Raw genomic sequence first — 23,373 nt, 5'->3', positions numbered from 1 at the left:
TTTCACCTCACGTCGCCCCGCCAGTCCCACTGGTGGCTGTCGGGCGACCGCGGACCGTACTCGGCACGTCCTCCGGGCCCGTAGGCGCCGATCTCGGTGACCAGCCCGACGCCGTCGCGCAGCTCCGCCTCGCCCCAGCCGGTGACGTCGAGCAGCAGCCCGTCGAGCGGGCCGCCGACCAGCTCCCGGTAGTCGTGCCCCGGCCTCGGCCCGGGGCGGGGGTCGTCGTGGTCGGTGCCGTACACCCGTCGCTGCCTCATCAGCTCGTCCATGCGGGCAGCATCCCACCGGGCACTGACAACGGCTCGGTACGAGGGTCCATCCGGCAAGTGGCCACCGCGCCGGGCCGGGCGAGCGGGACGGTGGCCGCCGGAAAATGGGCGCGCGCCCGCCCGGTTGCCGTGACAGGCTCCACCGATGATCCGCCCACCGCGTCTCTTCCCGTTGCTGGAGCAGTTCGACTTCGCCTGCGAGCGGCTCCTCGCCCGCCTGGCCGGTCCCGTCATGGACAGCGGCAACGGCGTCGACATCGGCGTCACTCCGCTCGGCGACGACGAACACTTCTGGGAACCCGTACCCGACTGCTGGTCCGTACGCCGTCGCGGCGACACCCCCGGGGCGCGGGCGACCGTCCTGGCGGGAGCCGGCGACTGGGGCCGGGACTCGGCGGACTCCCCCCATCCGTTCCCTCCGCCGTTCACCACCATCGCGTGGCGCCTGAGTCATCTCACCGAAATGCTCACTCTCCGTGCCGACCACACCTGTGGCGGCGGGACGCTCACGCGCGACGGCTACCGCACTCCCGGGGACGCCACAGGGGCGGTGGCCGCTTTCGAGACCGCGTCAGCCGCCTGGCGCGCAGCCCTGCTCACCACCGACGACGTGGACCTGGACACCGTCGGGTACAGCACGTATCCGAACGGCAGCGACGCCGCGGATCCCTTCGTCGACATCGTCTGGTGGGTCAACCAGGAGGTGCTGCACCACGGTGCCGAGATCGCCCTGCTCCGCGATCTGTACCGGGCCCGGCGGTCCTGAGCGGCCCCCCGGGGCCGCGCGTACGCGGAAGCGCCCGCAGTCGCCTCTCAAGAGTGCCCGCCCTATGATTCAGGGACATAACGCACCGCGGAGCGGCACATGAACCGGCGTCGGACTCCCCGCTCAGCTAGCGCCGAAGACCTGCTCAACACCTTGCAGAACCTCACTGCCCGTGCTCGGCGCGAGGTGGAGTTCCACCAGGCCAGGGTGGAACTGGCGCAGGCGCTCCAGCGCGACATGCTTCCGGCGGCCCTGCCCACGGTCTCCGGTCTCCAGTCGGCGGCCCGCTACGCGCCCGCCCGCCACGGTCTGGACATCGGCGGCGACTGGTACGACGGTTTCCCGCTCGCTGACGGGGCCCTCGGCTTCGCCATCGGCGACGTACAGGGGCACGACGTCGAGGCCGCCGCCTTCATGGGGCAGGTCCGCATCGCGATGCGGGCCATCGCGGGCACGGCGTCTGATCCGGGCGAGATCCTCGGCCGGACGAACGATCTGCTGGTGTCCGTGGACTCGGGCCTCTTCGCGACCTGTACGTTCATGCGTTTGGACCCGACGACCTGGGAGCTGCACAGTGCGCGGGCCGGGCACGTGGCGTGTGTGTGGGCCACCGCGGAAGGGCGCTCCGGCGTCACGGAGGACCCGGGCGGCCTGCCGTTGGGCATCGAGCCGGGCGAGGACTATCCCGTCACCCGGCGCACCCTCGACTCCGACGGGGCGATCGTGCTGCTCACCGACGGGGTCGTCGAGGGGCCGTCGCTGCTGATCGAGGACGGCCTGGAGCGAGTACGGCAGCTGGTCGCCGCGCACGTCGGGGCGGGCGCGGCGCAGCTGGCCGACGAGGTCCTGCGCGCGACGGAGGTGACGGGGCACGAGGACGATGCGGCCGTACTGGTCCTGCGGCATGCCGCGGGCCGCGGGCCGCGGTGACGCCGGACCGTACCGCGCGTGTCACCTGCCGAGTCCCCTCGCGGCCGGTGTCTGATGAGTGGTGTGATCCGCACCGAGGAAGCCAGACGTCGGGCCGCGTACGTGGCGCAGATCCTGGGCGTGGCCGGCGCCTATTACCTGTCGGCGCATCTCGGGCTGATGCGGCAGGTCGTCGTGGACGGCGCGGTCGTCACACCCCTGTGGCCGTCCACCGGCATCGCCCTGGCCGCCCTGCTGTGCCTGGGCGTCCGCGTCTGGCCGGGCATCGCGCTGGGCGCGCTGCTCGCAGTCCTCGAGACCGGCGGTGCGTTCACCGTGAGCAGTCTGGCCATCATGTTCGGCAACACGGTCGCCCCGCTCGCCTCGTACGCGCTGTTGCGGAGGGTCGGCTTCCGCAGTGAGCTGGTCCGGCTGCGGGACGGGGTCTGCCTGGTCTTCCTCGGCGCGTTCGCGGGGATGCTGATCAGCGCCGCCATCGGGAGTTTCACGCTGCTGCTCGACGGCAAGGTTCCGCCGGGGCGATTCTGGCTGGTCTGGTCGTCCTGGTGGGCGGGGGACGCGATGGGGGTCCTGGTCGTCACCCCCGTGCTGCTGGTCCTGCGCGGGGTGCGGTGGCCCCGCCCGTCCGACCGTTGGCTGGAGGCGTCGGTCCTCGCGGTCGTCGTGGCCGTGTCGTCGCTGCTCGCTACGCGCAGTTCGCTGTCGATGATCTATCTGGTGTTCCCGGTGATCATCTGGGCGGCCCTGCGCTTCGAGTTGCCCGGCAGCGCTCCGTGCGCCCTGGTCGTCTCGGTGCTCGCCGTCATGGCCGGTACGGATGGAGTGGGGCCGTTCGCGGGGCACAGCCTGATGGAGATCATGGCCAACCTCTCCCTGCTCAACGGAAGCGTCGCGCTCACCGCGCTGCTGCTCGGGGCCGTCGTCGCGGAGCACAAGAACATCCGCCGCGAGACGGAGTACGCCGTCGAGGAGCTGGAGGCCCTGGTGGAGCAGTTGGCACCGCTGTCGGGGCAGGCCGCGACGCGGTACGACGACCGGGAACGGCGGCACGGCCCGCTCGACGGCGGCCCCCACCCGGACCGCCGGTAGCACGTGGTACGCACCGGTGCCTGAGGAATGGGAACGCGGACGGTCAGTACGGCAGGGGGCGGCCGGACGGGGTGCGCAGATCCAGCGGCGGCGGCCCCGTGGGGGGCGGGGGACGACGGACGACAACTCGGATGCGGCCCATTGCCACCACCTCCTCCTGGTCAACCGGTATGTGCCCAGTCGGCGCGGGTTCACACTTCCCGGCCGCCCCCGTCCCACCTGTCGGCGTCCTCGTCGTCCCTTGGCGCGGATGCGGCCGGTGCCCAGTGCGGTGACCCTTGAGATGGGGGCACAGAGTCGACGAGGAGGACGCATGTCCGCACTGGACAAGATCAAGAAGATGCTCAAGGGCCACGAAGAGCATGTCGGCAAGGGCATCGACAAGGCCGGCGACATGGTCGACGACCGCACGAAGGGCAAGTACAAGGGTCACGTCGACACCGGTCAGGACAGGCTCAAGCAGCAGTTCGGGACGGACCGCGACCAGGACGGGCCGCCCCGCGCCTGAGCCGCCCCGCCGGTGACCGGACGGCCGCCGTCCGTCGGCCGCCATCCGTCCCGCGCACCGGGCCGTGCCACGGATCGCTTTCCGTGGCACGGCCCGGTGCGCGGAGTACGTCCAGCCCCCGCGCACGCTCCGTGAGGCCCGAACAAGGCCCGTGGGCAGAGGGCGGCGGCGAAGATTCCCGGGGTTGCCCGCCGGATTCTTGTTATCGTCCCGCCCGCACCCCGTCTCCCGAGTGTGGGAAGTGACAGCACCGGACCCCGGAAGAGTGAGCACAGCATGGGCAAGGATCACCCGACGGTCTTGATCGCGGCGGCGCAGAGCGGCGACCAGCAGGCCAAGGATCAGCTCGTCTCGGCGTACCTGCCGCTGCTGTACAACGTCGTCGGACGTGCGCTGGACGGCCATGCGGACGTGGACGACGTGGTGCAGGAGACGGTGCTGCGCATGCTCCGGGGCCTGCCCGACCTGCGCGACCCGGAGCGTTTCCGTTCCTGGCTGGTGGCGATAGCCATGAACGAGATACGCGCGCACTGGCGTGACAGACAGTCCGGTGCCATACCGGCGGACCGGCTGGACGCCGCGTACGACCTGCCGGACCCCCGGGCGGACTTCGTCGAGGTGACGATCCTGGAGCTGGGCCTGACCGGCCAGCGTCGCCAGGTAGCGGAGGCGACACGCTGGCTCGACGAGGACGACCGCGCCCTGCTGTCGCTGTGGTGGCTGGAAACCGCCGGGCACCTGTCCCGTGCCGAGGTCGCCGCGGCCCTCGACCTCTCCCCGCAGCACACCGCCGTACGCGTGCAGCGGATGAAGGCCCAGCTGGAGGCGGCGAGGGTCGTGGTGGGTGCGCTGGCGGCCGAACCGCCGTGCGTGCTGCTGGAGGACATCGCCGTCGGCTGGGACGGCGTCCCCTCCGCCCTGTGGCGCAAGCGGCTGGCCCGCCACGCCCGCGAATGCACGGTGTGCTCGGGGCACCGCTCGGGGCTTGTTCCCGCCGAAGGACTGTTGGTGGGCCTCGCACTCGTCCCGGTGGCCGCGGCGGGAACGGGCGCCGCTCCGGAACTGCTCACCACGGCTGCACAGCTCCAGGTGCCCGGTCCTGGCTCGCACGGTGCCGGGGCGGGGCGCGCGGAGCGCAGACGGGTGCAGGCCCGACGACGCCGTCGCAACTCAGCCATAGCCGCCGTGGTCGCGGTCGCCGCGCTCGGCACTGGCGGCGCGGCGGTGCACCTCTACACCGACGCCGACGACCGGGACGCGACGACCGTCACCGCCGACGCTCCGGCTTCCCGCTCCCAGGCACCCGCCTCGGCCTCACCGACGTCGCCCCCGTCTTCCTCGGCCTCCGCCTCGGCCACCGCATCCGTGTCACCCAGCGCCTCCCTGACGCCGAGTCCCTCGCGTACGCCCAAGGCCAAGCCGGAGAAAAGCACCCCGGCACCACCCGTGCCCACCACCGCCGCCCCGGCCCCGAAGCCGGACCCGCCGGTGCCCGCGCCGCCCGCACCCGCGGGAACAGCCGGCCAGGTCACCGATCTGGTCAACACCGAGCGGGCCAAGGAGGGCTGCCGTCCGGTGACCGTCAACGATCAGCTCAACACGGCCGCGCAACGGCACTCCGCCGATATGGAGGCCAAGGACTACTTCTCGCACACCTCGCAGGACGGCAGGGATCCAGGCGACCGGATCACCGCCGCGGGGTATCGGTGGTCCACCTACGGCGAGAACATCGCCAAGGGCCAGCGGACCCCGGCCGACGTGATGCGGTCCTGGATGGACAGCCCTGGGCACCGCGCGAACATCCTCAACTGTTCCTTCAAGGAGATCGGCGTCGGTAAGCAGAATTCGGGCGGCGGTCCGGTGTGGACACAGGTATTCGGAGCCCGTTGAGCCCCGCCGGGCAACCCTTAGGATGCCGCCATGATCGCTCAAGTGGAGTGCGTGGTACTGGACTGCCCGGACCCGAAGGAACTGGCCGGCTTCTACGCGTCATTGCTCGGGGGCGAGGTCGACCGCGCCGACCGGAGATGGGCGTGCGACGCGGACTGGTCCACGCTGCACGCGCCCGGTGGGCTCGTCCTCGCCTTTCAGCGGGTGGCCGACCACCGGCCGCCCGGCTGGCCCGGCCAGGACCCGCCCCAGCAGTTCCACCTGGACTTCGGCGTCACCGACCAGGAACAGGCGCACGAGGTGGTTCTGGCGTGCGGGGGGTCCCTGCTCGACGCCGGGGACGAGGCGCGCGGGTGGCGTGTGTACGCCGACCCCGCAGGGCACCCCTTCTGCCTGGTACGGCACTGACCGTTGCGGCACCCGCGCGCCCGGGCCCGTCCGGTGCGGCCACCCAACGGCCGCACCGGAGCCCACGGGGTTCCGCCGGGCTCAGCGCAGGCTCAACATCAGCGCCGTGCCGACGCAGATCGCCACGCCCGCCGCGCCGGTCGAGACGGCGACGCAGCGGGCCCGGAGCCGGACGTAACGCCCGGAGTACTCCTCACGCAGTTCGTCCGCGCGGTCCCGGATGTGGGTGAACGACTCCCGGGAAGCGGCGACACGTTCGGCGATGAACACCCGCTCGACGTCCTCACGCTGCGCTGTGGTCAACCAGGGCAACCGGTCGGTGAAGCGGCGCGCCTGTCGTCGCGCCCTCTCGAGCTCGGCGTTCCACAACAGAAAGCCTTCCAGTTGCGCCAAGCCCCGGGCGCAGTCCTCATCGGGTTTCACCCCGTCCTCCTCTCCCACCCCGCCGTTTCGTCGAGGGCGTGGGTCGCGTTCACTCGTGCCGGTCCCCCGGGGCGACGACCGTGGAGTCCTGGGGGCGGTTGGTGGCTTCCTCCAGAGAGCGGACCGCCGGGTGGTGCAGGTCGAACGCCGGTGATTCGGAACGGATCCGCGGCAGGGTGACGAAGTTGTGCCGCGGCGGCGGGCAGGAGGTGGCCCATTCCAACGAACGGCCGTAGCCCCACGGGTCGTCGACCTCGACCTTCCTGCCGTACTTGGCGGTCTTCCAGATGTTGTAGAAGAACGGCAGGATCGAAAGGCCCAGCAGGAAGGAGGAAAGGGTGGAGATCGTATTCAGCGCGGTGAAGCCGTCGGCGTCGAGGTAGTCCGCGTAACGACGCGGCATGCCCTCGGCGCCGAGCCAGTGCTGAACGAGGAACGTCCCATGAAATCCGACGAAGAGGGTCCAGAACGTCACCTTCCCGAGCCGTTCGTCCAGCATCTTCCCGGTGAACTTCGGCCACCAGAAATGAAATCCGGCGAACATCGCGAACACCACGGTGCCGAATACCACATAGTGGAAGTGGGCGACGACGAAATACGAGTCGGAGACGTGGAAGTCGAGGGGCGGTGAGGCGAGAATGATCCCGGTCAGACCGCCGAACAGGAAGGTGACCAGAAAACCGACGGCCCAGAGCATCGGGGTCTCCATGGAGAGCGACCCCTTCCACATGGTGCCGATCCAGTTGAAGAACTTCACGCCTGTTGGCACAGCGATGAGGAAGGTCATGAAGGAGAAGAACGGGAGCAGCACTCCGCCCGTGACGAACATGTGGTGTGCCCACACGGTCGCGGACAGGCCCGCGATGGCGATGGTGGCCGCGACCAGGCCGATATAGCCGAAGACCGGCTTGCGGCTGAAGACCGGGAAGATCTCTGTGACGATGCCGAAGAACGGCAGGGCGATGATGTAGACCTCGGGGTGGCCGAAGAACCAGAACAGGTGCTGCCACAGCAGGGCGCCGCCGTTGGCCGCGTCGAAGATATGCGCACCGAATTTACGGTCGGCCTCCAGCGCCAGCAGGGCCGCGGCGAGAACCGGGAAGGCCAGCAGGACCAGAACACCGGTCAGCAGGACGTTCCAGACGAAGATCGGCATGCGGAACATGGTCATGCCGGGTGCGCGCATGCAGATGATCGTGGTGATGAAGTTGACCGAGCCGAGGATCGTACCGAAGCCGGAGAAGGCCAGACCCATGATCCACATGTCGGCTCCGATACCCGGAGTGCGGACCGCGTCGTTGAGCGGGGCGTAGGCGAACCAGCCGAAGTCGGCAGCCCCCTGCGGGGTGAGGAAGCCGGCCACCGCGATGAGCGAGCCGAAGAGGTACAGCCAGTACGCGAACATGTTCAGCCGAGGAAACGCCACGTCGGGCGCGCCGATCTGCAACGGCATGATCCAGTTCGCGAATCCGGCGAACAGCGGCGTCGCGAACATCAGCAGCATGATGGTGCCGTGCATCGTGAACGCCTGGTTGAACTGCTCGTTCGAGATCAGCTGGATACCGGGCCGGGCCAGCTCGGCTCTCATCACCAGCGCCAGGAGCCCTCCCACGCAGAAGAACGCGAAGGACGTGACGAGGTAGAGCGTGCCGATCGTCTTGTGGTCCGTGGTGGTCATCCACTTGATGACCACGTTGCCGGGTTCGCCGCGCCGTACCGGCATTTCGTCCTGGTCGGCGGTATCGGTCTCCACCGGTTGCGAGATGCCCCTCGTCGTCACTACGACGCTCCTTCGGTCGACGGCCCGTGTGGACTCGGCGACCAGAATGGACCCGCGGAGATCGGTGCGGTGGGACATCCTTCCCCGTCCGGGGCGAGCGGCCGACAAGGACACTCAAATGGCCTAGGACGAACCCTCCCTCCACCCTCGGCCGGCGCAACCGAAGCCAGGCGTCAACGTCCGGGAACGGATCGGATATTCCCTCGCGGGAAATGGAATAGCTTCTCGGGCACCAGAGTTGGTGAACCGACAGAATCACCTCTCTCCTCCCCACCCCTGTTCACCTTTCTCCACTCGGCAAGCTTCGGAAGGTCGGATCCATGAAGATCGGCATCATCGGCGCGGGCAACATCGGCGGCAACCTGACGCGACGGCTCACCGCCCTCGGGCATGAGGTCGCGGTCGCCAACTCCCGCGGCCCCCAGACGCTCACCGCCCTCGCCGAAGAGACCGGGGCGAAGCCGGTGCCCGCCTCGGAGGCCGCGCGGGGCGCCCAGGTAGTCGTCGTCACCGTGCCACTGAAGGCCGTGCCCGACCTGCCCGCCGGATTCCTCGACGGCGCGACGGAGGGCGCCGCGGTCATCGACACGGGCAACTACTACCCGCAGCAGCGCGACGGCCGCATCGCCGCCATCGAGGACGGGCTGCCGGAGAGCCGGTGGACGGAGCAGCAGATCGGTCACCCCGTGATCAAGGCGTTCAACGGCACGTACGCCCAGGACATCCTGGACCGGGGCCGCCCGCAGGGCACTCCGGGCCGGCAGGCGCTCCCTGTGGCGGGCGACGACCCGCAGGCCAAACAGGCGGTCCACGACCTCATCGACGAGTTGGGCTTCGACACCGTCGACAGCGGCGGCCTGGACGAATCCTGGCGCCAGCAGCCCGGCACGCCGGTGTACGGCAGCCAGGGCGACGTCGACGCCATCGTGAAGGCCCTCTCGGAAGCGTCGCAGGAGCGCACCGCGGAGTGGCGCGCCTGATACCCGGGCGTCACGCCGGTGGACGACCGGGAGACCACTCCGGTCGGACGGGAAACAGGTGCCCGCCCGGCCGGAGCGCCGGCCGCCCTCAGACGACCCCCGTCACAGTGATCCGCAGCGAGACCACCGGCTCCTCCGGCAGCACGGCGCCGACTGCGGCCTGGACGGCCCTGGTGACGTCAAGCGCCCGGTGACCACGGCACAGGACTAACCGGACGTCGATGTGCCAACCGCCGCCCTCGTCCCGGCCGACCCGCACTCCCGGAGTCCTGTTGCCGGTCAGCGGGGCGCGGCGCGAGGTGCGCTCGGCGATCCGGGTGCGTAGCAGGTCCGTCATGCCGGGGCGCAGGAACGCCACGCCCTGCACGCAGCGAGCGGCCTCGGCGGCCGCCCCGGCCACCCGGTCCCGGCGTGTGTCCGCGGTCATCGCGCTGCTCCCGTCCCGTGTCCGTCGGCCACCCGGTCCCGGCGTGTGTCCGCGGTCATCGCGCTGCTCCCGTCCCGTGTCCGTCGGCCCGGCCGTCCGCGTGACCGCCGATGATCGGACCGTCGTCTCCATAGCCGCCGCCGTCGCTGTGTACACGGTGGCCGACGTCCTCGTAGAAGACGTCGAGGGTGTCGACCGTGTCGAGGATGTCGACAACGAGAACGTCGGTGGTCGCGAGGCGGATACCGATGTCCCGGTCGGCGACCTCGGCGACTCGTGCGCGCACGACGTCGGCCAGGTCCCGCATGGGACGGCCGAGGCTCGCCGCCACCTCGAGCCGAATGCGCAGCGCCCCGGTGGGGTCCGCCGGGTCGAGTGGGGCGATACGGCAGCTCCCGGCCCGCACCCCGGGCAGGCTGTCGACCGCCGCCCGCAGTATCCGTGCGACCGCGGACTCGACCATCCAGTGGTCCTCCCCCGGCTCTCCCAGCGGCAGTGGGCGTCCTGGACGCAGTTCGAGCCGTACAAGGTCCATGACACGAGCCGTTATGGCCGTGGCGTCCGGCGTACCGGGCTCCTGCTCACAGGTACGGCGTACCGCGTCGCCAAGGCCTGTGAGGTCGGTCAGGGCGGCCGAGCAGAAGGGGCATTCTGCGGAGTGCGGGTCCTCCCCCGAGCGGCCGGTGTCCCAGGCCTCCCAGACGTCGGTGAGCAGGCGCCCGCAAGCGAGCCGCTCATCCTCCTCGTATCGGCCCTCCTCGTATCGGCTCTCCTCGTATCGGCTCTCCTCGTATCGGCTCTCCTCGTGCCGGCTCTCCTCCGGCCGGTCCGGATTGGCGCTCATCGCCATGCGCTCATCGCCTCCGTCAAGGAGCGGCGGGCTCGGAAGACCCGGCCGCGGACCGCCTGCAGACTGATTCCGACCGTTCCCGCGATGCTCTCGTACGACAGTCCCTGCATCTCACGCAGCACCCAGCACACGCGCTGTTCGGGTGAGAGGCCCGCCATCGCCTCGGCCAGCGCGTCGACGGCTGCCCGCGACTCCACCGCACGGGCAGGGGACGCCTGGTGCTCGGGGGCGGCCTGCTCCGGCACCGAGTCGAGGTCCGCCGCCGGTCTGCGAGCTCTGAGCCGGTTGAGGCAGCGGTTGGTGACGATGCGGTAGAGCCATGTAGGGAAGGAGGCGTCTCTGCGGAACTCGGGAAGTTTTCGCCAGGCACTCACGAAGGCGTCCTGGACGGCGTCCTCCGCGTCCGCCCGGTCGCCGAGAATCCGCATCGCCAGTTGCAACATCACGGGGCTGTGCCTGCGCACGAGCACCTCGAAGGCCTCCTCGTCCCCCTCACCCGCCCTCACGACCAGCAGTGCCTCGTCGGACGGCGCGGCTTCCGGCGCGCGCTCCGTCAGCTGATTCCCGTCGCCGGGCACGGACCAACTCCTTCCCCGCTCATTTCCACGACGCCTGCTCCTGCTTCTGTACGCGTCCGGCACACGACACCACACGGGTCTCTCCACGTGCCCTCGTGACCGCTTCTCGTCGTTGGACACACCGCGCGGCCGAACGTCACGCGCTCACGCAGCTTTTGTCCGCACCGCACGGTGTGCCGTCGCCCTGTCGCCCGTCGCTCCGTCGGCCGTCGTCCTGCTTCCGGGAAATATCCGCGAAACCGCGTGACGAATCGGCGCGCAGCGTGTCCAACGAAATGCCAGGCAGAACGAGCCGAGGAAGACGCGAGGAGTTGCCATGACCACCATCCAGCCAGCAGCGACCGTTCCCCCCGCAGGAGCCGCTTCGCGGACGGGCACGACGAAGCAGAGCGGCTTCGCGGGCGGGACCACCACGGTCGGCAGCGGGGCGACCGGGGCAGCCGAGCCGGCGGCGACGCGGGGCCGCACCTCGATCGCGGACACTGTCGTCGTGAAGATCGCGGGGATGGCGGCCCGCGAGATCCCCGGCGTCCACGACATGGGCGGCGGCCTCTCCCGCACCCTCGGCGCGGTCCGCGACCGGGTGCCGGGCGGCCGACCGAATGTCGGGCGGGGCGTCAAGGTCGAGGTGGGCGAGCGCCAGACCGCCATCGACCTGGACCTGGTCGTCGAGTACGGGGTCGCGATCACCGATGTGGCGCACGACGTCCGCGAGAACGTCGTCGCGGCGGTGGAGCGCACCACGGGCCTTGAGGTCGTCGAGGTCAATGTGACGGTCAACGACGTGCATCTGCCCGAGGACGACGACGAGGCCGCCTCGTCCGAGACGCGCGTGGCGTGACGACGTGACGCGGAAGATGGATCCGGCCCGGCGGGCGGTGCATCGGACCGGGGTGCCTGCGGGGCGGCGGCGGGCATGGCACTGGGGTTTGCGGGCTGGTTCGGAGGGTTCGGTGCCTTCCTCATAGTCGCGTCGCTCGGCGTGGTGGGCTGGTTCGCCGGACACCTCGTGGACCGGGGCGCCAGCCTCCGAGAGTTCCTGGACACGGTGGCCGGGCGGCGGCCATGACGGTCCCCGCCGCCGGGCGTGGTACGACGACGGTGGGTCCCCGCGCCATCCGACGGATCGCCGAGCGGGCGGCGGCCGAGGCGCTGCCCGACGGCGGCGCCGTAACCCGCGGTTCCGCTTCGGTGCGCGGCGCGTCCGCGCGGGTCACGGTCGGCATCCGGCTGCCGTATCCGATACGGGCGGACGAGGCGGCCGAGCGGATCCGGGAGCGGTCACGGACCCGGACAGCGGCCCTGACGGGTCTGTCCGTTCCGCACGCGGACATCCGGATCGATGCGCTCTCGGTGATTCCGCTGCCGCCCACCCGGGAACCCTCGGACGATGTGCCCTCCGGGGCAGACGAGGCGGAGCACACCGTACGGAGCAGTGGCCCGGGCGGCCGGGTCCGGGCCCAGCGCCGGATTCCCGCAGCGCTGACGGCAGCCGTCCTAGCCATGAGCTGTGCGCTGCTCCTGTTGGACGTCGTCGCGGTGCGGTTCGGCGGCACGCCCGCCGCCTGGCGGACCTGGCTGGTCGACTGGGCGTCGACGCACAGCCCGGCAGACATGGCGGTCCGGGTCGGCGGGGTGCCGGCCGCGCTGACCGGCGCATGGCTACTGGGGTGCGCCCTGATCCCGGAGTACCGGCGCGGCCTGCCGATGGCCGCGCCCGCGCCGCGACTGCGGGCGGCGCTCGGCCGCTCGGCCGCCGCCCGGATCGTCCAGGACCGGACCGCCGCCGTAGCCGGAGTGGTTCGCGTCCGGGTGAGTGTGCGGCGGCGACGCGTAAAGGTGCTGGCAGAAGTGGGCTACGGCGACCCGGAGCAGGTGCGGACCGAAGTGGTCCGAGTCGTCGGAGCGGCCCTGCCGGGGCTCGGCCTGGCTCGGACTCCCGCTCTGCGGGTCGGGATCCGGGTCCGACGTGACCGTCACGGGCCTCCGCCGTCCATCGAGGAGCCGACGCGATCCACAGCCACTCCGGCTCCGGCTCCGGCTCCGGCTCCGGCTCCGGCTCCGGCTGAACAGAAAAAGGCGTGAAGGGATGTCGGCAATGAGGCGTGGCGCGGTCAACCGGTCGCTGCTCGGTGCCGCCGGGCTGGTGCTGGCCGTCTGCGGCGGCTGGCTGTTCGTGGGCGACGGTTCGGAATGGGTCCCGGTGGTGGGCCGCGTCCCGCACTGGTGGTTGACGCCCGCGCCGGGCGGGGTATTGCTGGACCGCGAATTGACAGTAAGGCTCCGGGAAGAGAGTTGATGGAGACCTGCTCTCATCGCCGGGCTCGCCCTCGTTCTGGTGCTACTGGTGTGGCGGCCGGCTCGTCAGGCGCTGTCGGGCAGGAGCCGCTGGTCGGTGTTGCCACGGAGCGGTCCGGTATTGCGCAGGCGTGCGTGGGAACGGGCGATGTCCACTCAGGTGGCGGCGTTCGACGACGTGGTACGCGCCCGCGTGCGTCTCGTGAGCCGGCCGCTGTGGGCGGTGGTGACGGTGGTCGTGGAGCCCGGGGCCCGGCCGGCACAGACCGTGCGGTCCGTGGCCGGGGTCATCGCGGACGCCCGTGACAGCAGCGGCGTACAGAGTCTGTCAGCAGACATACGGGTCCGGGTCACGAACCGCCGAGAGCGCCGGGCACGTGGAACCGCCGCGGCCCGTGTGCCGGGTCGCGCCGCGATGGTCCGGCCGCCGCCCGCGGCTGTGCGTGGCAACACTCCGGAGCTGCTCCCACCCGCACCCCCATGGAATCTACTCACGAGTAAGGTATGGGTTCCGGGATGTCGGCCCACGGCCCGTACGGCACCCGGGCGTGGCCCGACGACGGCCGTGGACAAGGAGTCTCACCGTGCCCCGCACCATGTCCGTAGCAGACAGCATCGTCATCGATGCCAGCCCGGCGCAGATCTATGAACAGCTCAGCGATCCCACGACGATGGGGCGTTGGAGCCCGGAGAACCGTGGCGCCATCGTGCACGGCGAGCGGCGTGGTGCGTACGTCGGCATGGTCTTCGAGGGCCGGAACAAGCGCGGTGCGGCGCGCTGGACAACACGGTGCACAGTAACGGCGGCCGACCCCGGCGAGCGCTTCGCCTTCCGGGTCCACGCAATCGGTCTGCGGCGCCCTCTGCTTCCGGGGCCGATCGCCACGTGGGACTACCATCTCGAGGCAGTGGACGGAGCGACCCGGGTCACCGAGACCTGGACCGACGACCGGCGTCGCTGGCCCGACTTCCTCGCCAACACGTTCGACCGCGTTGCGACGGGTGGGAAAACCTTCGCGCAGTTCCAGGGCGGCAACATCCGCACGACGCTGAAGCGCCTCAAGGCAGCCCTGGAGGCGGACGTCCGCGGCACCGGAAGCTGAAAGGCTGTCCCGTAATCTTCTGAGTCAGGAATTCTGCTCAGATACGAGTCGAGGCGTTCGAGCGTCTCTCGTCCGCGGCCTTGGTGCAGATGTAGAGCTTGGGGCTGGTGTTCCGGGCTGGTTGCCATCCAGGTCCCTATGCCCTTCGCCAGGGGCTGCACGGTCTTGTGGGTGCCTCGCCGTATCTGCTTCTTCATCAACTTGGCGAACCATGGCTCCACGCAGAGCCCACGCCTGCGGCGTGGAACGACGTCGGCCCCATCCCTTCAAGTGCGTTCCGCTCCTCGTCCGACAGAAACCAACGCGGTCTTCGGCCGTCCGTGCCACAGGCCGCTGCCGGGCAGTAGTCGATCGCAAAACCATTGTTGCGGTCGCGGCCCGGGCTGCCGCACTCCTGGGCGCGGTCACTGTCCAGCACAACGGGGCAGATTTGCCGACACAGCAAACCTTGTTGCAACTGTCTGCGTACCGAACCTAACTTGACGCTCAGTCAAGCGACTTCGACAGTAGGCAGGGAGACAGCATCATGGCTCTGAACAACCGAGTCCACCACGTCCGCGCCGGGGAACTGGACGGGAACACGGCCCTCAGCGGCGCCACCGTCGGGTCGGTGAACCTCTGGATGGGGCGAGTGGAGAACGCGCCACTGAGCGCGACGGACAACCACCACCACGGCTCGTCGGAGGCAGGCATCTACGTGGTCAGTGGCCACCCGGTCTTCGTCTTCCACGACGGTGACGAGGAGGTCAGGATCTCCGCCGCACCGGGCGACTTCCTCCTCGTCCCTCCGTTCGTCCCCCACCGTGAGGAGCACCCCGATCCGGACGAGCCCGTGGTCGTCGTGATTGCCCGCACCACCCAGGAGCCGATCAAAGTCTCCGTGCCGGAGCTCTACCAGCTCACAGAGGAAGGCGGGTCCTGACGACGGGCTTGGCGAGGTGGCGCTCATGGCGTTTCGGCACCGAGCTCATTGAGCTTTGTCAGGTAGGGGTACGCCGAGTTTGAGAAGTCAACGATCTCTCTGGCGGGCCGTCCGTGAAAGCACGGGCGGCCAGCCAGACGGTGAGGTCGCGGGCGATGTCGCTGACGCTGCTCGAGACGCTGACAACAGACCGGGCAGCGACGTGGTTCAGGTTCCGGGTAGTCGAAGCTATCGCCGCAGTGCTTGTCGCGCTGCCAGCGGCGGCAGAGTCCGTAGACGGTCCGCCATGGCCCGCGCTCCGGCGGAAGGTGCCGCCACGGGGCGCCGGTCCGGACCCGCCCATCGGACCCCGTCGATCATTTTCCGCCGGCGCAGCGACGGTCTGCCCAACACCACACCACGACGGGCAACAGCGGTCCAAGACCGACCACTGCTCGTCGGAGGTTCCCTCGCCCCCACTGAGATCGTCACGCCATAGAACGAGGGAAACTACCCATTTTCAGTCCACGGCCCAGGCATGCGGGACACTCAGGTGAAGCAGGTGAAGCAGGTGGTCAGGCGGCCCAGTGCGGAGGGCGGCTCAGGGACGTGGGAAGTGCTGTCTTCGCGTTGCCCGTGGCGGCGTTGAGCTGGGCCTGGGTGAGGAACAGGCTTCCCGTGAGGTCGGCGTCCGAGAGGTCGGCGTCACGGAAGTCCGCACCGATGAGGTCGGCCAGGCGGAGGTCGGCACCGGTGAGATCGGCGGCGATCAGATAGGCCCCACGGAGGTCCGCCGCGCGCAGGTCGGCTCCGCGCAGGCGGGCCCCGATGAGGTCGGCACCGCGGTGGTTGCGCTTTTTGCGGCTAGGCGCGGCGGCCCGGACGAGTTCGCTGGTGCGCAGAAGCAGCCCGGCGACCCGATCGCGGTGACCGGCGATGTCCAGTTCCGCGAAGTCGACGGCCGGCCGTGTGGTGTGCCGTTCCGTCGCGTCGAGGGCCCGGCGGATCTCGCCGTGCAGGGGACGTGCGCCCGGCAGAGTGAGGGCCTCGGTGAGATACCACAGCAGTTCGTGGAGCTGACGCATGACCGGGAACACCTGGAACATCTGCGCGGCGAGGTCCGGGGACGAACGCCAGTCACGACCGCCGTAGGTCACCTGGGAGACCCGCTGGCCCGCGCCGAAGCAGTCGTACACGGTGCAGCCGGAGAAGCCCTTCGGCCGCAGCCGGGTGTGGATGCCGCAGCGGAAGTCGTCCTGAAGGTTGGGGCAGGGCCGCCCGGCGTCCTTGTCGATGGCGAAGTCCGCAGAGGCCGTCAGTGTGAGGGCGACGCAACACAGAGCGAAACAGTTCGCGCAGTCCGCACGCAAGGTCTCCCGTCCGTTGTCGGGCACGGCGGTCGGTTCGTTGTCGGGCACGGGCGGCGGGTCCTCGCGTGAATGGTGCTGCGGAAAGAACGGGTGCAGAGCACATGAGTCTACCGAGGGGCAGGGAGGCACCACTCCCGTCGGCCCCTGTCGCTCTGTTTCAGCACTGTCGGCCACGGCGCCCGTCGACCCCTGCGGCTCGCCGGGGGACACCGCCGGCTGCCGCCGGTGCAGACTGGGCACGGTTCGGATCAGCGAGGGGACACATGGGCACCGAGGAGAGCAACGGATTCGAGCCGGCGACCGGCGACGGCCCTCCGGCCACCGAACCCGCGGCGGCACGGGCCGCTTCGGTGCGGATCGCGTTCGAGGGACTACTGCAGATCCGTCGGCTCACCGGCGCAGGGCGGCCCGACCCCGTGGCCGTGCCGGCTCCGTGGGAAGTGAACCGCCCGGTCAGGGCGATCGCGTTGGCTCTGGAGAGGTCGGGGGCCACGCCTTCGGCCGTCGCCCTGTCGGGACAACGCGTGTCGGCCGGATACCGGGTGAGCGACGGGGAGTCGCCGGGTTCGGTACGGGTCGAGTGGACCGGGCCGCCCGGCAGCGGTGCCGCTCATGAAGAGGAGGAGGCGCTGGTCGGCTGCGCTTCGGCCTTGCGAGACCTGGGCTGGACGGTCCTGCTCTACCGAGGACCCCGCAGACGGCGTTACCTGGAGGTGGAACCGCCGAGCGGGTTGTCCGGCGGGCGCCGCCGGGCTTGAAGCGGCGTTGTCAGTCCCATGGGGGATGCTTGACGGCCCGACAGCTCTGAGGAGGAGATGCCGAGATGGACAACGACGAGCTCGCTGCGGCGCAGGCGTACGTCCGGCTGCTGGAAGCCACCCGGGCAGCGCTCGCGGACCCCGACGACGCACCGGTCTACCTGCCGCTGCTCACCTCTCCGATGCGGGAGGCCGACCATGCCCTGCGCAGCGCGGGGCTGACGGGCAACGAGGACCGGCTGTTCGCTCTCGTAAGGGCACTCCAGCCGAGCCTCTCCGGCAGCGACAGATAGGCGGGGCGGGGGCCAGGCCAGGCCGGCGCCCGGCCTGGCCTGGCCCCCGCCGGTCCGTCCTACCCGGCCTGGCCCACGTTGACGGGGGCGCACGTGGGTCCCGGAGCGAGTCCGAGCTCCTGTTCGCCGGGGCCGAGCGGTGCGAAGAACCGGGCGACCTCCCGGTCGTCGACCTCGGCGAGGGAGCTCGGCTTCCACTGCGGTGCGTTGTCCTTGTCGATGATCCGGGCTCGCACCCCCTCCACGAAATCAGGGTGTTCGAACGCCCGGCTGGAGACGCGGAAATCCTGGTCGAGCACGGCCTCCAAGCTGTCGAGCCGGGCTGCCCGGCGGACGGCGGCGAGCGTCACCTTGAGCGCGAGCGGCGACTTGGTCAAAAGTTCGTCCGCCGCCGCATCCGCCGCGGGAACACCGCTCTCACGCAGGCGGCGGAGGATCTCCTCCACGCTGGCCGCCGCGTAACAACCGTCGATCCAGTCGCGTTGTGCCGCGAGCTCGCCGGTCGGCGGCTCCGTGGCGAACCGCTGCACGATGCCCGCCACCGACGGGCCCTGGCCGGCCGGCTCCCCCAGCACCTCGGTCAAGGCAGGCAGGAGGCGGGCAGGGATGTGATGATCGGCCAGACCGCAGAGAACGGCGTCGGCCGCCCCGACGGATCGGCCCGTGAGCGCCAGATGGGTGCCCAGTTCGCCGGGGGCGGTGGCCAGCAGCCGGGTGCCCCCCACATCGGGCACGAAGCCGATCGCGGTCTCGGGCATGGCGACGCGTGAGCGTTCGGTGACGACACGGATCCCGGAGTGTGCGGACACCCCGACTCCTCCGCCCATCACGATGCCGTCCATCAGTGCGACGTACGGTTTGGGGAATCGGGCGATGCGGGCATTGAGGCGGTACTCGTCACGCCAGAACCTTAGGGACTCACGTCCCGACGCACGTGCGTCGTCGTGCAGGGCGCGGATGTCGCCACCGGCGCACAGGCCCCGGTCGCCGGCTCCGGACAGCAGTACCGAATGGATCGATTCGTCCTGCTCGGCGTGGGACAGGGCCTCGTCGAGAAGCCGCACCATGGTGTGGCTGAGAGCGTTGAGCGCCCGGGGGCGGTTCAGTGTGAGGTGCAGGCATGTGCCCCTCTTCTCCAGCAGGACGGGCCGGTCGTCGTTCATGCGTACGCTCCGCTCGCTGAGCTCGTGGACACGGGACGCCCTCCATGGTCGCCGACGGCCTTGGGCTGCCGACCCATGCCCCCCGGACCGGGCCGGGAGCGGGCATACGAGCGCGTGAGCGTGAGGTCCGGGCGCAAGGGTCCGCGGGGGAGCCGCTGTGGCATTCCGATGGATGCGGCTCGACAATTGAGGCCTACGAGGTCCGCCGACGTGCGGCCCCGCCGGACGACCTCCGGAGCTGGCATGACCGACGACGAACGGTGGCAGGGCGCCGAGGCCTCTCCGCTCCGCCGGCTCGACCGGAAGACCAACGGTGAGATCCGGCCGACGGAACGCCTCGCCATGAATCGGACCGGCAGCTTCGACTGGGACCTGGACACGCGGACCATGGACATCGACGAGGCCGGGCTGATGGTGTTCGGCGTGGATCCTGCGACATTCGACGCGCGCCCGGGCGCGCTGCTGGAGCACCTGGAGCCGGCGGAGCGGGCCCGGCTCGATGTCACGGTCGAGGAGGCCATCACTGGCGGCAGTAATTCCTACAGCGTCCACTTCCGTGTGCCGCTGGACGACGGGACCACACAGTGGACCCATGTGCAGGCCCGCATTCTGCGATCGAAGGACGGGAGGGCGCACCGGATCGTGGGCGTCGTCCGGGACGCGACGGCGGAGGTCACCCATTCGGCCTTCGTTCTCGATCTGGAAAAGCGGCGGCAGCGCCAGACAAATATCGTTGAACGAACAACGAGTGCCATGTCCCGTGCGGTGACCGTGGACGACGTGACGGCAGCCCTCACCGGTCCCGGCGGGCTGGCCCGGCTCGGCGCCGACGGCCTCGCCCTGGGCCTCGTCGAGAATTCCGCTCTGAACATCGTCGCGCTGAGCGGCGAGTCGCTCGAGGTGCTCGACGGACTCGGCTCCGGCGATCTCGACCGCAATCTCCCGCTCGCGGACACGATCCGCAGCGGACGCCCCCGGTTCATCACGTCCCTCTCCGCGCTCGCCCGTCGCTACCCGGAACTGGAGCCGCATCTCGGGAAGCTGAGGTTCAGGGCGGCGGCCTATCTGCCGCTGGTGGCCCAGGCCCGGTCGCTCGGTGGTCTGGCCCTCTTCTACCGCGAGCGCACGGTCTTCAACGCGGACGAGCGCATTCTGTGCCTGGGCCTCGCCGCCATCGTGGCCCAGTCCCTGCAACGAGCGATGCTCTTCGACGAGGAGCGGGAGTTCGCCACGCAACTCCAGTCCGCGATGCTCCCGCCCCGGATCCAGGACGTCGAGGGCGGCGAGGTCGCGGTCCGGTACCACGCGGCGTGGAGCGGCCGGCAGGTCGGTGGCGACTGGTACGACGTGATCGCCCTGCCCAAGCACCGTTACGGGCTGGTCGTGGGGGACGTACAAGGACACGACACCCACGCGGCCGCGATCATGGGCCAGTTGCGCATCGCCCTGCGCGCGTACGCCGCCGAGGGGCACCCGCCGGCCACCGTGCTGGCGCGGGCCTCCCGCTTCCTCTCCGAACTGGACACCGACCGGTTCGCCACCTGCACCTACGCCCAGGTCGACCTGGCGTCCGGAACGGTGCAGGTGGTACGGGCCGGGCACCTCGGCCCGTTGATCCGCCACCTCGACGGGCGGGTCGGCAGCCCGCAGGTGCGCGGCGGGCTACCGCTGGGCACCTCCACGGACCTCCAGGACGAGGAGTACCCGGAGACCCGGCTGGACCTGGTGCCCGGTGAGACGTTCGTCCTGTACACGGACGGGCTGGTGGAGGAGCCGGGAGCCGACCTCGACACCGGGATCGACGCCCTGCGCAACGAGGTGAGCGCCGGGCCCGCCGGGGCCGAGGCGCTGGCCGATCACCTGTCTGAACGGCTGTGGGAACGGTGGGGGGCGGGGGACGATGTGGCACTCCTCGTCCTGCGCCGAAGCCCCGACGTGGGCTCGTCGCACGCGCCGCGACTGCACCAGTACATTCACCAGGCGGATCCGGAAGGGCTTTCGGACGCCCGCGCGATCGTGCGCCAGGCCCTCGCCGACTGGGGCATGGCCGAGTTCGCCGACGATGCCGAGCTCGTCACAGGCGAGTTGCTGGTGAACGTGCTCCTGCACACCGAGGGCGGGGCTGTCCTGACGCTGGAGGTGCTGCCCGAACCGGTGCGGCGGATCCGGCTGTCGGTCCAGGACCGGTCCAGCGCCTGGCCCCATCGGCGTTCGCCGGGTGAGACCTCCACCTCCGGCCGGGGGCTGCTCCTGCTCGACGCGGTCACCACGCGCTGGGGCATCGAACCGAGAGGCGAGGGCAAGGCCGTCTGGTGCGAGATCGGCCCCGCTCCCCCGCCGGCCACCCCACCGCCCCGGACGGTCGCGGAACGGTGACGGACGGAAAGGGGTGTGCCGCACCACCGCGGTGGTGCGGCACACTCCTCGTCCGTGGAGCGTCAGTTCTGGGCGGTACGCCGCTTGCGGACGGCCCACAGGATGCCGCCACCGGCCAGCAGCACCGCGACGGCGGCGCCACCGATGACCGGCGTCGACGACGACGAGCCGGTCTCGGCCAGGTCCGGCGAGCTCGGGCTCGGGGCGGGCACGGCCGGCGCGGACTCCGAAGGCTGCTCACTGGGAGTGGCACTCGGCTCGGGCGTCCCGGTGGACGGCGTCTCCGACGGCGTCGGCTCGCCCGGGACCGACTCGGTCGGGGTCGGAGTCGGCGGCGCGGGGCTGGGCTCCTCGTCGCACACCTCCGCCGTCTTCGTCTCGTCGATGGAGTGCTTGCCCTCGCCGTCGGCGTCCTTGACGACCAGTCGGACGGTCACCGGCGCGTCGTGCTCGGGAAGCGTCAGCTTCTTGTGGAACTCACTGCCGAACGTCTCGGTGGGCAGCAGGCCCTTGCCGTCCACCGTGACGGTCACCGTGTTGGGGACGTCGCTCGTGTAATTGGTGAGGCCAACCGTCACCTCGGAGCAGGTCACGGCCCAGGTGGGGGTGTGAGCCGCGGCCGGACCGGCGGAGATGACGCCTCCGGTCAGACCGACGACCGCAGCGGCCACGAGTGCTCCCGCGCCACGCCGCGATCTCCTGGGTATGGTCATGGATTCTTCCTCCAGATACGTCTCATCGCCCGAATGGCGGTGGGGCGCACAGTACTGCCATCGTCCAGGAACGGCGTCGTCGCCCCATGCGTAACCCGACGCACCAGTACCGGGCACAACCGCACAACTTCCGGCGACGCGGGCAGGCCTGACGTAGCGCTGTCCTCCGGTCCGGCCGAAAGAGGATCGACTGCGCACCTGTCTGCCGCCACCTGTGCGCCTGAGTCCGGAGCACGATTCGTTCCATGCGATTGCTGCTGACCCGTCACGACCGGACACCGTCCAATGTCGGCCCCTTCCTGGACACCGCCCGCCCTGTCCTGGCCTCACCGACCTCGGGCTGCGTCAGGCGGCCGCCCTCCCGGGGAGGACCTCGCCTCCGTGTACGCCTCCACCCTGCCCCGTGCGCGACTCACGGCCGCACCGCTCGCCGTGGAGCGCGGCATCGAGGTACGGATCCGCGACGGAATCCGCGAACTGTCGGCCGGTGAACTGGAGATGCGGGCCGACGAGGACACGGCCCGGCAGTACAGACGACCACCTTCGCTTGGCCCGCCGGGGGCATCACCGCCGGATAGCCGGGGCGAGAGCGGATCGGAGGCGCTGGCCCGCTTCGACGCCGTAGTGGCCGAGGCAGCGGCCGCCGGGGAGCGCGGGACCGTGGCGCTCGTCAGTCATGGTGCCGCCATCCGGGTGTGGACAGCCGCTCGCGCGCGGAACGTCACGGTCGGGTTCGCCGCCGAAAGCAGCCTGGAGAGCGCGGGCATGGTGGTGGTCGAGGGCTCGCCGGACTCGGGATGGACGGCTCTCTGCTGGGCCGGGACTGTCGTCCCGGGGGACCCCGCCAGGCGGTTTCTTCAAATGATCTTGCGTGGTGGATTCAGCGTCGGGTGGTATGTCGTCACGAGCCGTCGGATGCCGGAGTAGCGGGGCCGAACAGTTCGTCCAGGTGGTGGCGCAGGACAAGCAGGGCTGCTTCACCGGTGCGCTGGCCGCCCAACACGCTGGAGCCGAGGCCGTTGACCATGGCCATCAGTCCGGCCGCCACCATGGCGGGATCCTTCTCGGGGCTGACAGCGCCGGCCTCCTGCGCCAGGCGGAGCTGCTTGGCGAGGAAGCCTTCCAGTAGTGCGGGTTGGGGTGTGGCGTGTTCTTCCAGCGAGCTGTCACCGAGGACGAGCACGTAGTAGGCGGCGTAGATCCGGGTGATCCGGCGGCTCTCCTCGTCCGTCGGCAGGACGCTGGAGAGGATGGCGGTGACCGTGGAGCGTGGTTGCGGCGGAGAGCCCGCCTCCCGGACCCACCGGTCCATGCGGGCCTGGAGCTGGCTGCCCAGCCGGGCGAGGGCGTCCAGCACCAAGGCTTGCTTGGTCGTGAAGTAGTACTGCACCAGCCGAAGGGAGACGCCTGCCTCGGCGGCGACCGCCCGCATGCTCACCGACTGGAGGCCCTCGGTGGCGGCGATGCGCAGCAGAGCCTCCGCGATCCGCTTCCTGC

General features: G+C 70.5%; 28 protein-coding genes and 1 pseudogene. 17 read left to right on the top strand and 12 right to left on the bottom strand.

All coding sequences use genetic code 11. From position 1 onward, the window contains the following. Positions 1–2 precede the first annotated feature (2 nt). Positions 3–272: a hypothetical protein gene (locus ACH4RG_RS21765; protein ID WP_007459351.1), complete on the bottom strand. Its 270-nt coding sequence runs from the start codon at positions 270–272 to the stop codon at positions 3–5. Between the two features lie 145 nt (positions 273–417). On the opposite strand from ACH4RG_RS21765, the gene ACH4RG_RS21760 reads away from it, so the two are divergent. From ACH4RG_RS21760 to ACH4RG_RS21735, 6 genes are all read left to right on the top strand, one after another. Beyond that, positions 418–1,038 carry a DinB family protein gene (locus ACH4RG_RS21760; RefSeq protein ID WP_398539988.1) on the top strand — a complete coding sequence of 207 codons (621 nt, stop codon included), beginning with the start codon at positions 418–420 and terminating at the stop codon, positions 1,036–1,038. A gap of 99 nt (positions 1,039–1,137) precedes the next feature. Beyond that, entirely contained in the window at positions 1,138–1,968 is an 831-nt protein-coding gene (locus ACH4RG_RS21755) for a PP2C family protein-serine/threonine phosphatase (protein WP_397927383.1), read from the top strand. Positions 1,969–2,031: 63 nt separating this feature from the next. After that, complete coding sequence (locus tag ACH4RG_RS21750) at positions 2,032–3,057, top strand: MASE1 domain-containing protein (RefSeq protein ID WP_397918002.1); 1,026 nt, start codon at positions 2,032–2,034, stop codon at positions 3,055–3,057. 313 nt (positions 3,058–3,370) lie between these two features. Next, complete coding sequence (locus ACH4RG_RS21745) at positions 3,371–3,565, top strand: antitoxin (RefSeq protein WP_397918001.1); 195 nt, start codon at positions 3,371–3,373, stop codon at positions 3,563–3,565. A 276-nt stretch (positions 3,566–3,841) separates the two neighbouring features. Further along, complete coding sequence (locus ACH4RG_RS21740; RefSeq protein WP_397918000.1) at positions 3,842–5,455, top strand: sigma-70 family RNA polymerase sigma factor; 1,614 nt, start codon at positions 3,842–3,844, stop codon at positions 5,453–5,455. Positions 5,456–5,485: 30 nt separating this feature from the next. Continuing rightward, positions 5,486–5,863, top strand: coding sequence for a VOC family protein (locus tag ACH4RG_RS21735; protein ID WP_397917999.1), 378 nt, complete (start codon positions 5,486–5,488; stop codon positions 5,861–5,863). Positions 5,864–5,944: 81 nt separating this feature from the next. Here the strand turns inward: ACH4RG_RS21735 and ACH4RG_RS21730 are convergent, their stop codons facing one another. Both ACH4RG_RS21730 and ctaD read right to left on the bottom strand, forming a co-directional pair. Further along, the gene (locus ACH4RG_RS21730) at positions 5,945–6,286 is read right to left on the bottom strand and encodes a hypothetical protein (protein ID WP_398539987.1); all 342 of its coding nucleotides are present in this window, start codon (positions 6,284–6,286) and stop codon (positions 5,945–5,947) included. Between the two features lie 49 nt (positions 6,287–6,335). Continuing rightward, complete coding sequence (ctaD, locus tag ACH4RG_RS21725; protein ID WP_397918132.1) at positions 6,336–8,009, bottom strand: cytochrome c oxidase subunit I; 1,674 nt, start codon at positions 8,007–8,009, stop codon at positions 6,336–6,338. Between the two features lie 377 nt (positions 8,010–8,386). On the opposite strand from ctaD, the gene ACH4RG_RS21720 reads away from it, so the two are divergent. Next, on the top strand, positions 8,387–9,046 hold the full coding sequence (locus ACH4RG_RS21720; protein WP_398539986.1) for an NADPH-dependent F420 reductase: 660 nt from the start codon (positions 8,387–8,389) through the stop codon (positions 9,044–9,046). 88 nt (positions 9,047–9,134) lie between these two features. Here the strand turns inward: ACH4RG_RS21720 and ACH4RG_RS21715 are convergent, their stop codons facing one another. The 3 genes from ACH4RG_RS21715 to ACH4RG_RS21705 are packed head-to-tail and all read right to left on the bottom strand — an operon-like array spanning position 9,135 to position 10,901. Next, positions 9,135–9,473, bottom strand: coding sequence for an Asp23/Gls24 family envelope stress response protein (locus tag ACH4RG_RS21715; protein ID WP_397917996.1), 339 nt, complete (start codon positions 9,471–9,473; stop codon positions 9,135–9,137). A gap of 55 nt (positions 9,474–9,528) precedes the next feature. Beyond that, on the bottom strand, positions 9,529–10,323 hold the full coding sequence (locus ACH4RG_RS21710; RefSeq protein WP_398539985.1) for a hypothetical protein: 795 nt from the start codon (positions 10,321–10,323) through the stop codon (positions 9,529–9,531). Further along, positions 10,314–10,901: an RNA polymerase sigma factor gene (locus ACH4RG_RS21705; protein WP_397917994.1), complete on the bottom strand. Its 588-nt coding sequence runs from the start codon at positions 10,899–10,901 to the stop codon at positions 10,314–10,316. The genes ACH4RG_RS21710 and ACH4RG_RS21705 overlap by 10 nt, the downstream gene beginning before the upstream one ends. A gap of 316 nt (positions 10,902–11,217) precedes the next feature. On the opposite strand from ACH4RG_RS21705, the gene ACH4RG_RS21700 reads away from it, so the two are divergent. The 4 genes from ACH4RG_RS21700 to ACH4RG_RS21685 all read left to right on the top strand — a co-directional run bounded on the left by ACH4RG_RS21700 (position 11,218) and on the right by ACH4RG_RS21685 (position 13,200). Beyond that, complete coding sequence (locus tag ACH4RG_RS21700; RefSeq protein WP_397917993.1) at positions 11,218–11,742, top strand: Asp23/Gls24 family envelope stress response protein; 525 nt, start codon at positions 11,218–11,220, stop codon at positions 11,740–11,742. A gap of 75 nt (positions 11,743–11,817) precedes the next feature. After that, positions 11,818–11,970 carry a hypothetical protein gene (locus ACH4RG_RS21695; RefSeq protein ID WP_397917992.1) on the top strand — a complete coding sequence of 51 codons (153 nt, stop codon included), beginning with the start codon at positions 11,818–11,820 and terminating at the stop codon, positions 11,968–11,970. After that, positions 11,967–12,986, top strand: a complete 1,020-nt coding sequence (locus ACH4RG_RS21690) for a DUF6286 domain-containing protein (RefSeq protein ID WP_398539984.1) — start codon at positions 11,967–11,969, stop codon at positions 12,984–12,986. The genes ACH4RG_RS21695 and ACH4RG_RS21690 overlap by 4 nt, the downstream gene beginning before the upstream one ends. Positions 12,987–12,990: 4 nt before the next feature. Further along, complete coding sequence (locus ACH4RG_RS21685) at positions 12,991–13,200, top strand: hypothetical protein (protein WP_397927377.1); 210 nt, start codon at positions 12,991–12,993, stop codon at positions 13,198–13,200. Between the two features lie 155 nt (positions 13,201–13,355). Here the strand turns inward: ACH4RG_RS21685 and ACH4RG_RS21680 are convergent, their stop codons facing one another. Further along, positions 13,356–13,538 carry a hypothetical protein gene (locus tag ACH4RG_RS21680; protein ID WP_398163511.1) on the bottom strand — a complete coding sequence of 61 codons (183 nt, stop codon included), beginning with the start codon at positions 13,536–13,538 and terminating at the stop codon, positions 13,356–13,358. Positions 13,539–13,783: 245 nt separating this feature from the next. Here ACH4RG_RS21680 and ACH4RG_RS21675 point away from each other — a divergent pair, with 245 nt between their 5' ends. Continuing rightward, positions 13,784–14,302, top strand: coding sequence for an SRPBCC family protein (locus ACH4RG_RS21675; protein ID WP_397927375.1), 519 nt, complete (start codon positions 13,784–13,786; stop codon positions 14,300–14,302). 526 nt (positions 14,303–14,828) lie between these two features. Continuing rightward, a complete protein-coding gene (locus ACH4RG_RS21670; protein ID WP_397917986.1) occupies positions 14,829–15,224 on the top strand; it encodes a cupin domain-containing protein in 396 nt (131 codons plus the stop codon). Positions 15,225–15,247: 23 nt separating this feature from the next. On the opposite strand, the pseudogene ACH4RG_RS21665 reads toward ACH4RG_RS21670, so the two are convergent. Both ACH4RG_RS21665 and ACH4RG_RS21660 read right to left on the bottom strand, forming a co-directional pair. Then, positions 15,248–15,517: pseudogene (locus tag ACH4RG_RS21665) on the bottom strand (hypothetical protein); the annotation flags it as partial. A gap of 261 nt (positions 15,518–15,778) precedes the next feature. Beyond that, complete coding sequence (locus ACH4RG_RS21660; protein WP_398539983.1) at positions 15,779–16,621, bottom strand: pentapeptide repeat-containing protein; 843 nt, start codon at positions 16,619–16,621, stop codon at positions 15,779–15,781. A 215-nt stretch (positions 16,622–16,836) separates the two neighbouring features. Here ACH4RG_RS21660 and ACH4RG_RS21655 point away from each other — a divergent pair, with 215 nt between their 5' ends. After that, entirely contained in the window at positions 16,837–17,331 is a 495-nt protein-coding gene (locus ACH4RG_RS21655) for a hypothetical protein (RefSeq protein ID WP_398539982.1), read from the top strand. 65 nt (positions 17,332–17,396) lie between these two features. Then, positions 17,397–17,624 (top strand): hypothetical protein, encoded by a 228-nt coding sequence (locus ACH4RG_RS21650; protein WP_047180342.1) that lies wholly within the window; start codon positions 17,397–17,399, stop codon positions 17,622–17,624. 59 nt (positions 17,625–17,683) lie between these two features. On the opposite strand, the gene ACH4RG_RS21645 is transcribed toward ACH4RG_RS21650, so the two are convergent. Further along, the gene (locus tag ACH4RG_RS21645) at positions 17,684–18,787 is read right to left on the bottom strand and encodes an enoyl-CoA hydratase/isomerase family protein (protein WP_398539981.1); all 1,104 of its coding nucleotides are present in this window, start codon (positions 18,785–18,787) and stop codon (positions 17,684–17,686) included. Positions 18,788–19,030: 243 nt separating this feature from the next. Here ACH4RG_RS21645 and ACH4RG_RS21640 point away from each other — a divergent pair, with 243 nt between their 5' ends. Then, positions 19,031–21,163, top strand: coding sequence for a SpoIIE family protein phosphatase (locus ACH4RG_RS21640; RefSeq protein ID WP_397917982.1), 2,133 nt, complete (start codon positions 19,031–19,033; stop codon positions 21,161–21,163). A 62-nt stretch (positions 21,164–21,225) separates the two neighbouring features. Here the strand turns inward: ACH4RG_RS21640 and ACH4RG_RS21635 are convergent, their stop codons facing one another. After that, positions 21,226–21,876, bottom strand: a complete 651-nt coding sequence (locus tag ACH4RG_RS21635; protein ID WP_397917981.1) for an LAETG motif-containing sortase-dependent surface protein — start codon at positions 21,874–21,876, stop codon at positions 21,226–21,228. Between the two features lie 381 nt (positions 21,877–22,257). On the opposite strand from ACH4RG_RS21635, the gene ACH4RG_RS21630 reads away from it, so the two are divergent. Continuing rightward, the gene (locus ACH4RG_RS21630) at positions 22,258–22,803 is read left to right on the top strand and encodes a histidine phosphatase family protein (protein ID WP_398539980.1); all 546 of its coding nucleotides are present in this window, start codon (positions 22,258–22,260) and stop codon (positions 22,801–22,803) included. Here ACH4RG_RS21630 and ACH4RG_RS21625 read toward each other — a convergent pair. Continuing rightward, the gene (locus ACH4RG_RS21625; protein ID WP_397918131.1) at positions 22,778–23,362 is read right to left on the bottom strand and encodes a TetR/AcrR family transcriptional regulator; all 585 of its coding nucleotides are present in this window, start codon (positions 23,360–23,362) and stop codon (positions 22,778–22,780) included. The genes ACH4RG_RS21630 and ACH4RG_RS21625 overlap by 26 nt on opposite strands. Positions 23,363–23,373 lie beyond the last annotated feature (11 nt).

Origin of the sequence: Streptomyces sp. NPDC021019 (genome assembly GCF_044333295.1) — a bacterium.
In the GTDB taxonomy this organism is placed as follows: Bacteria; Actinomycetota; Actinomycetes; order Streptomycetales; family Streptomycetaceae; genus Streptomyces.
The sequence above is the reverse complement of the archived record's forward strand: the minus strand, read 5'-3'. Positions and strand labels throughout refer to the sequence as shown.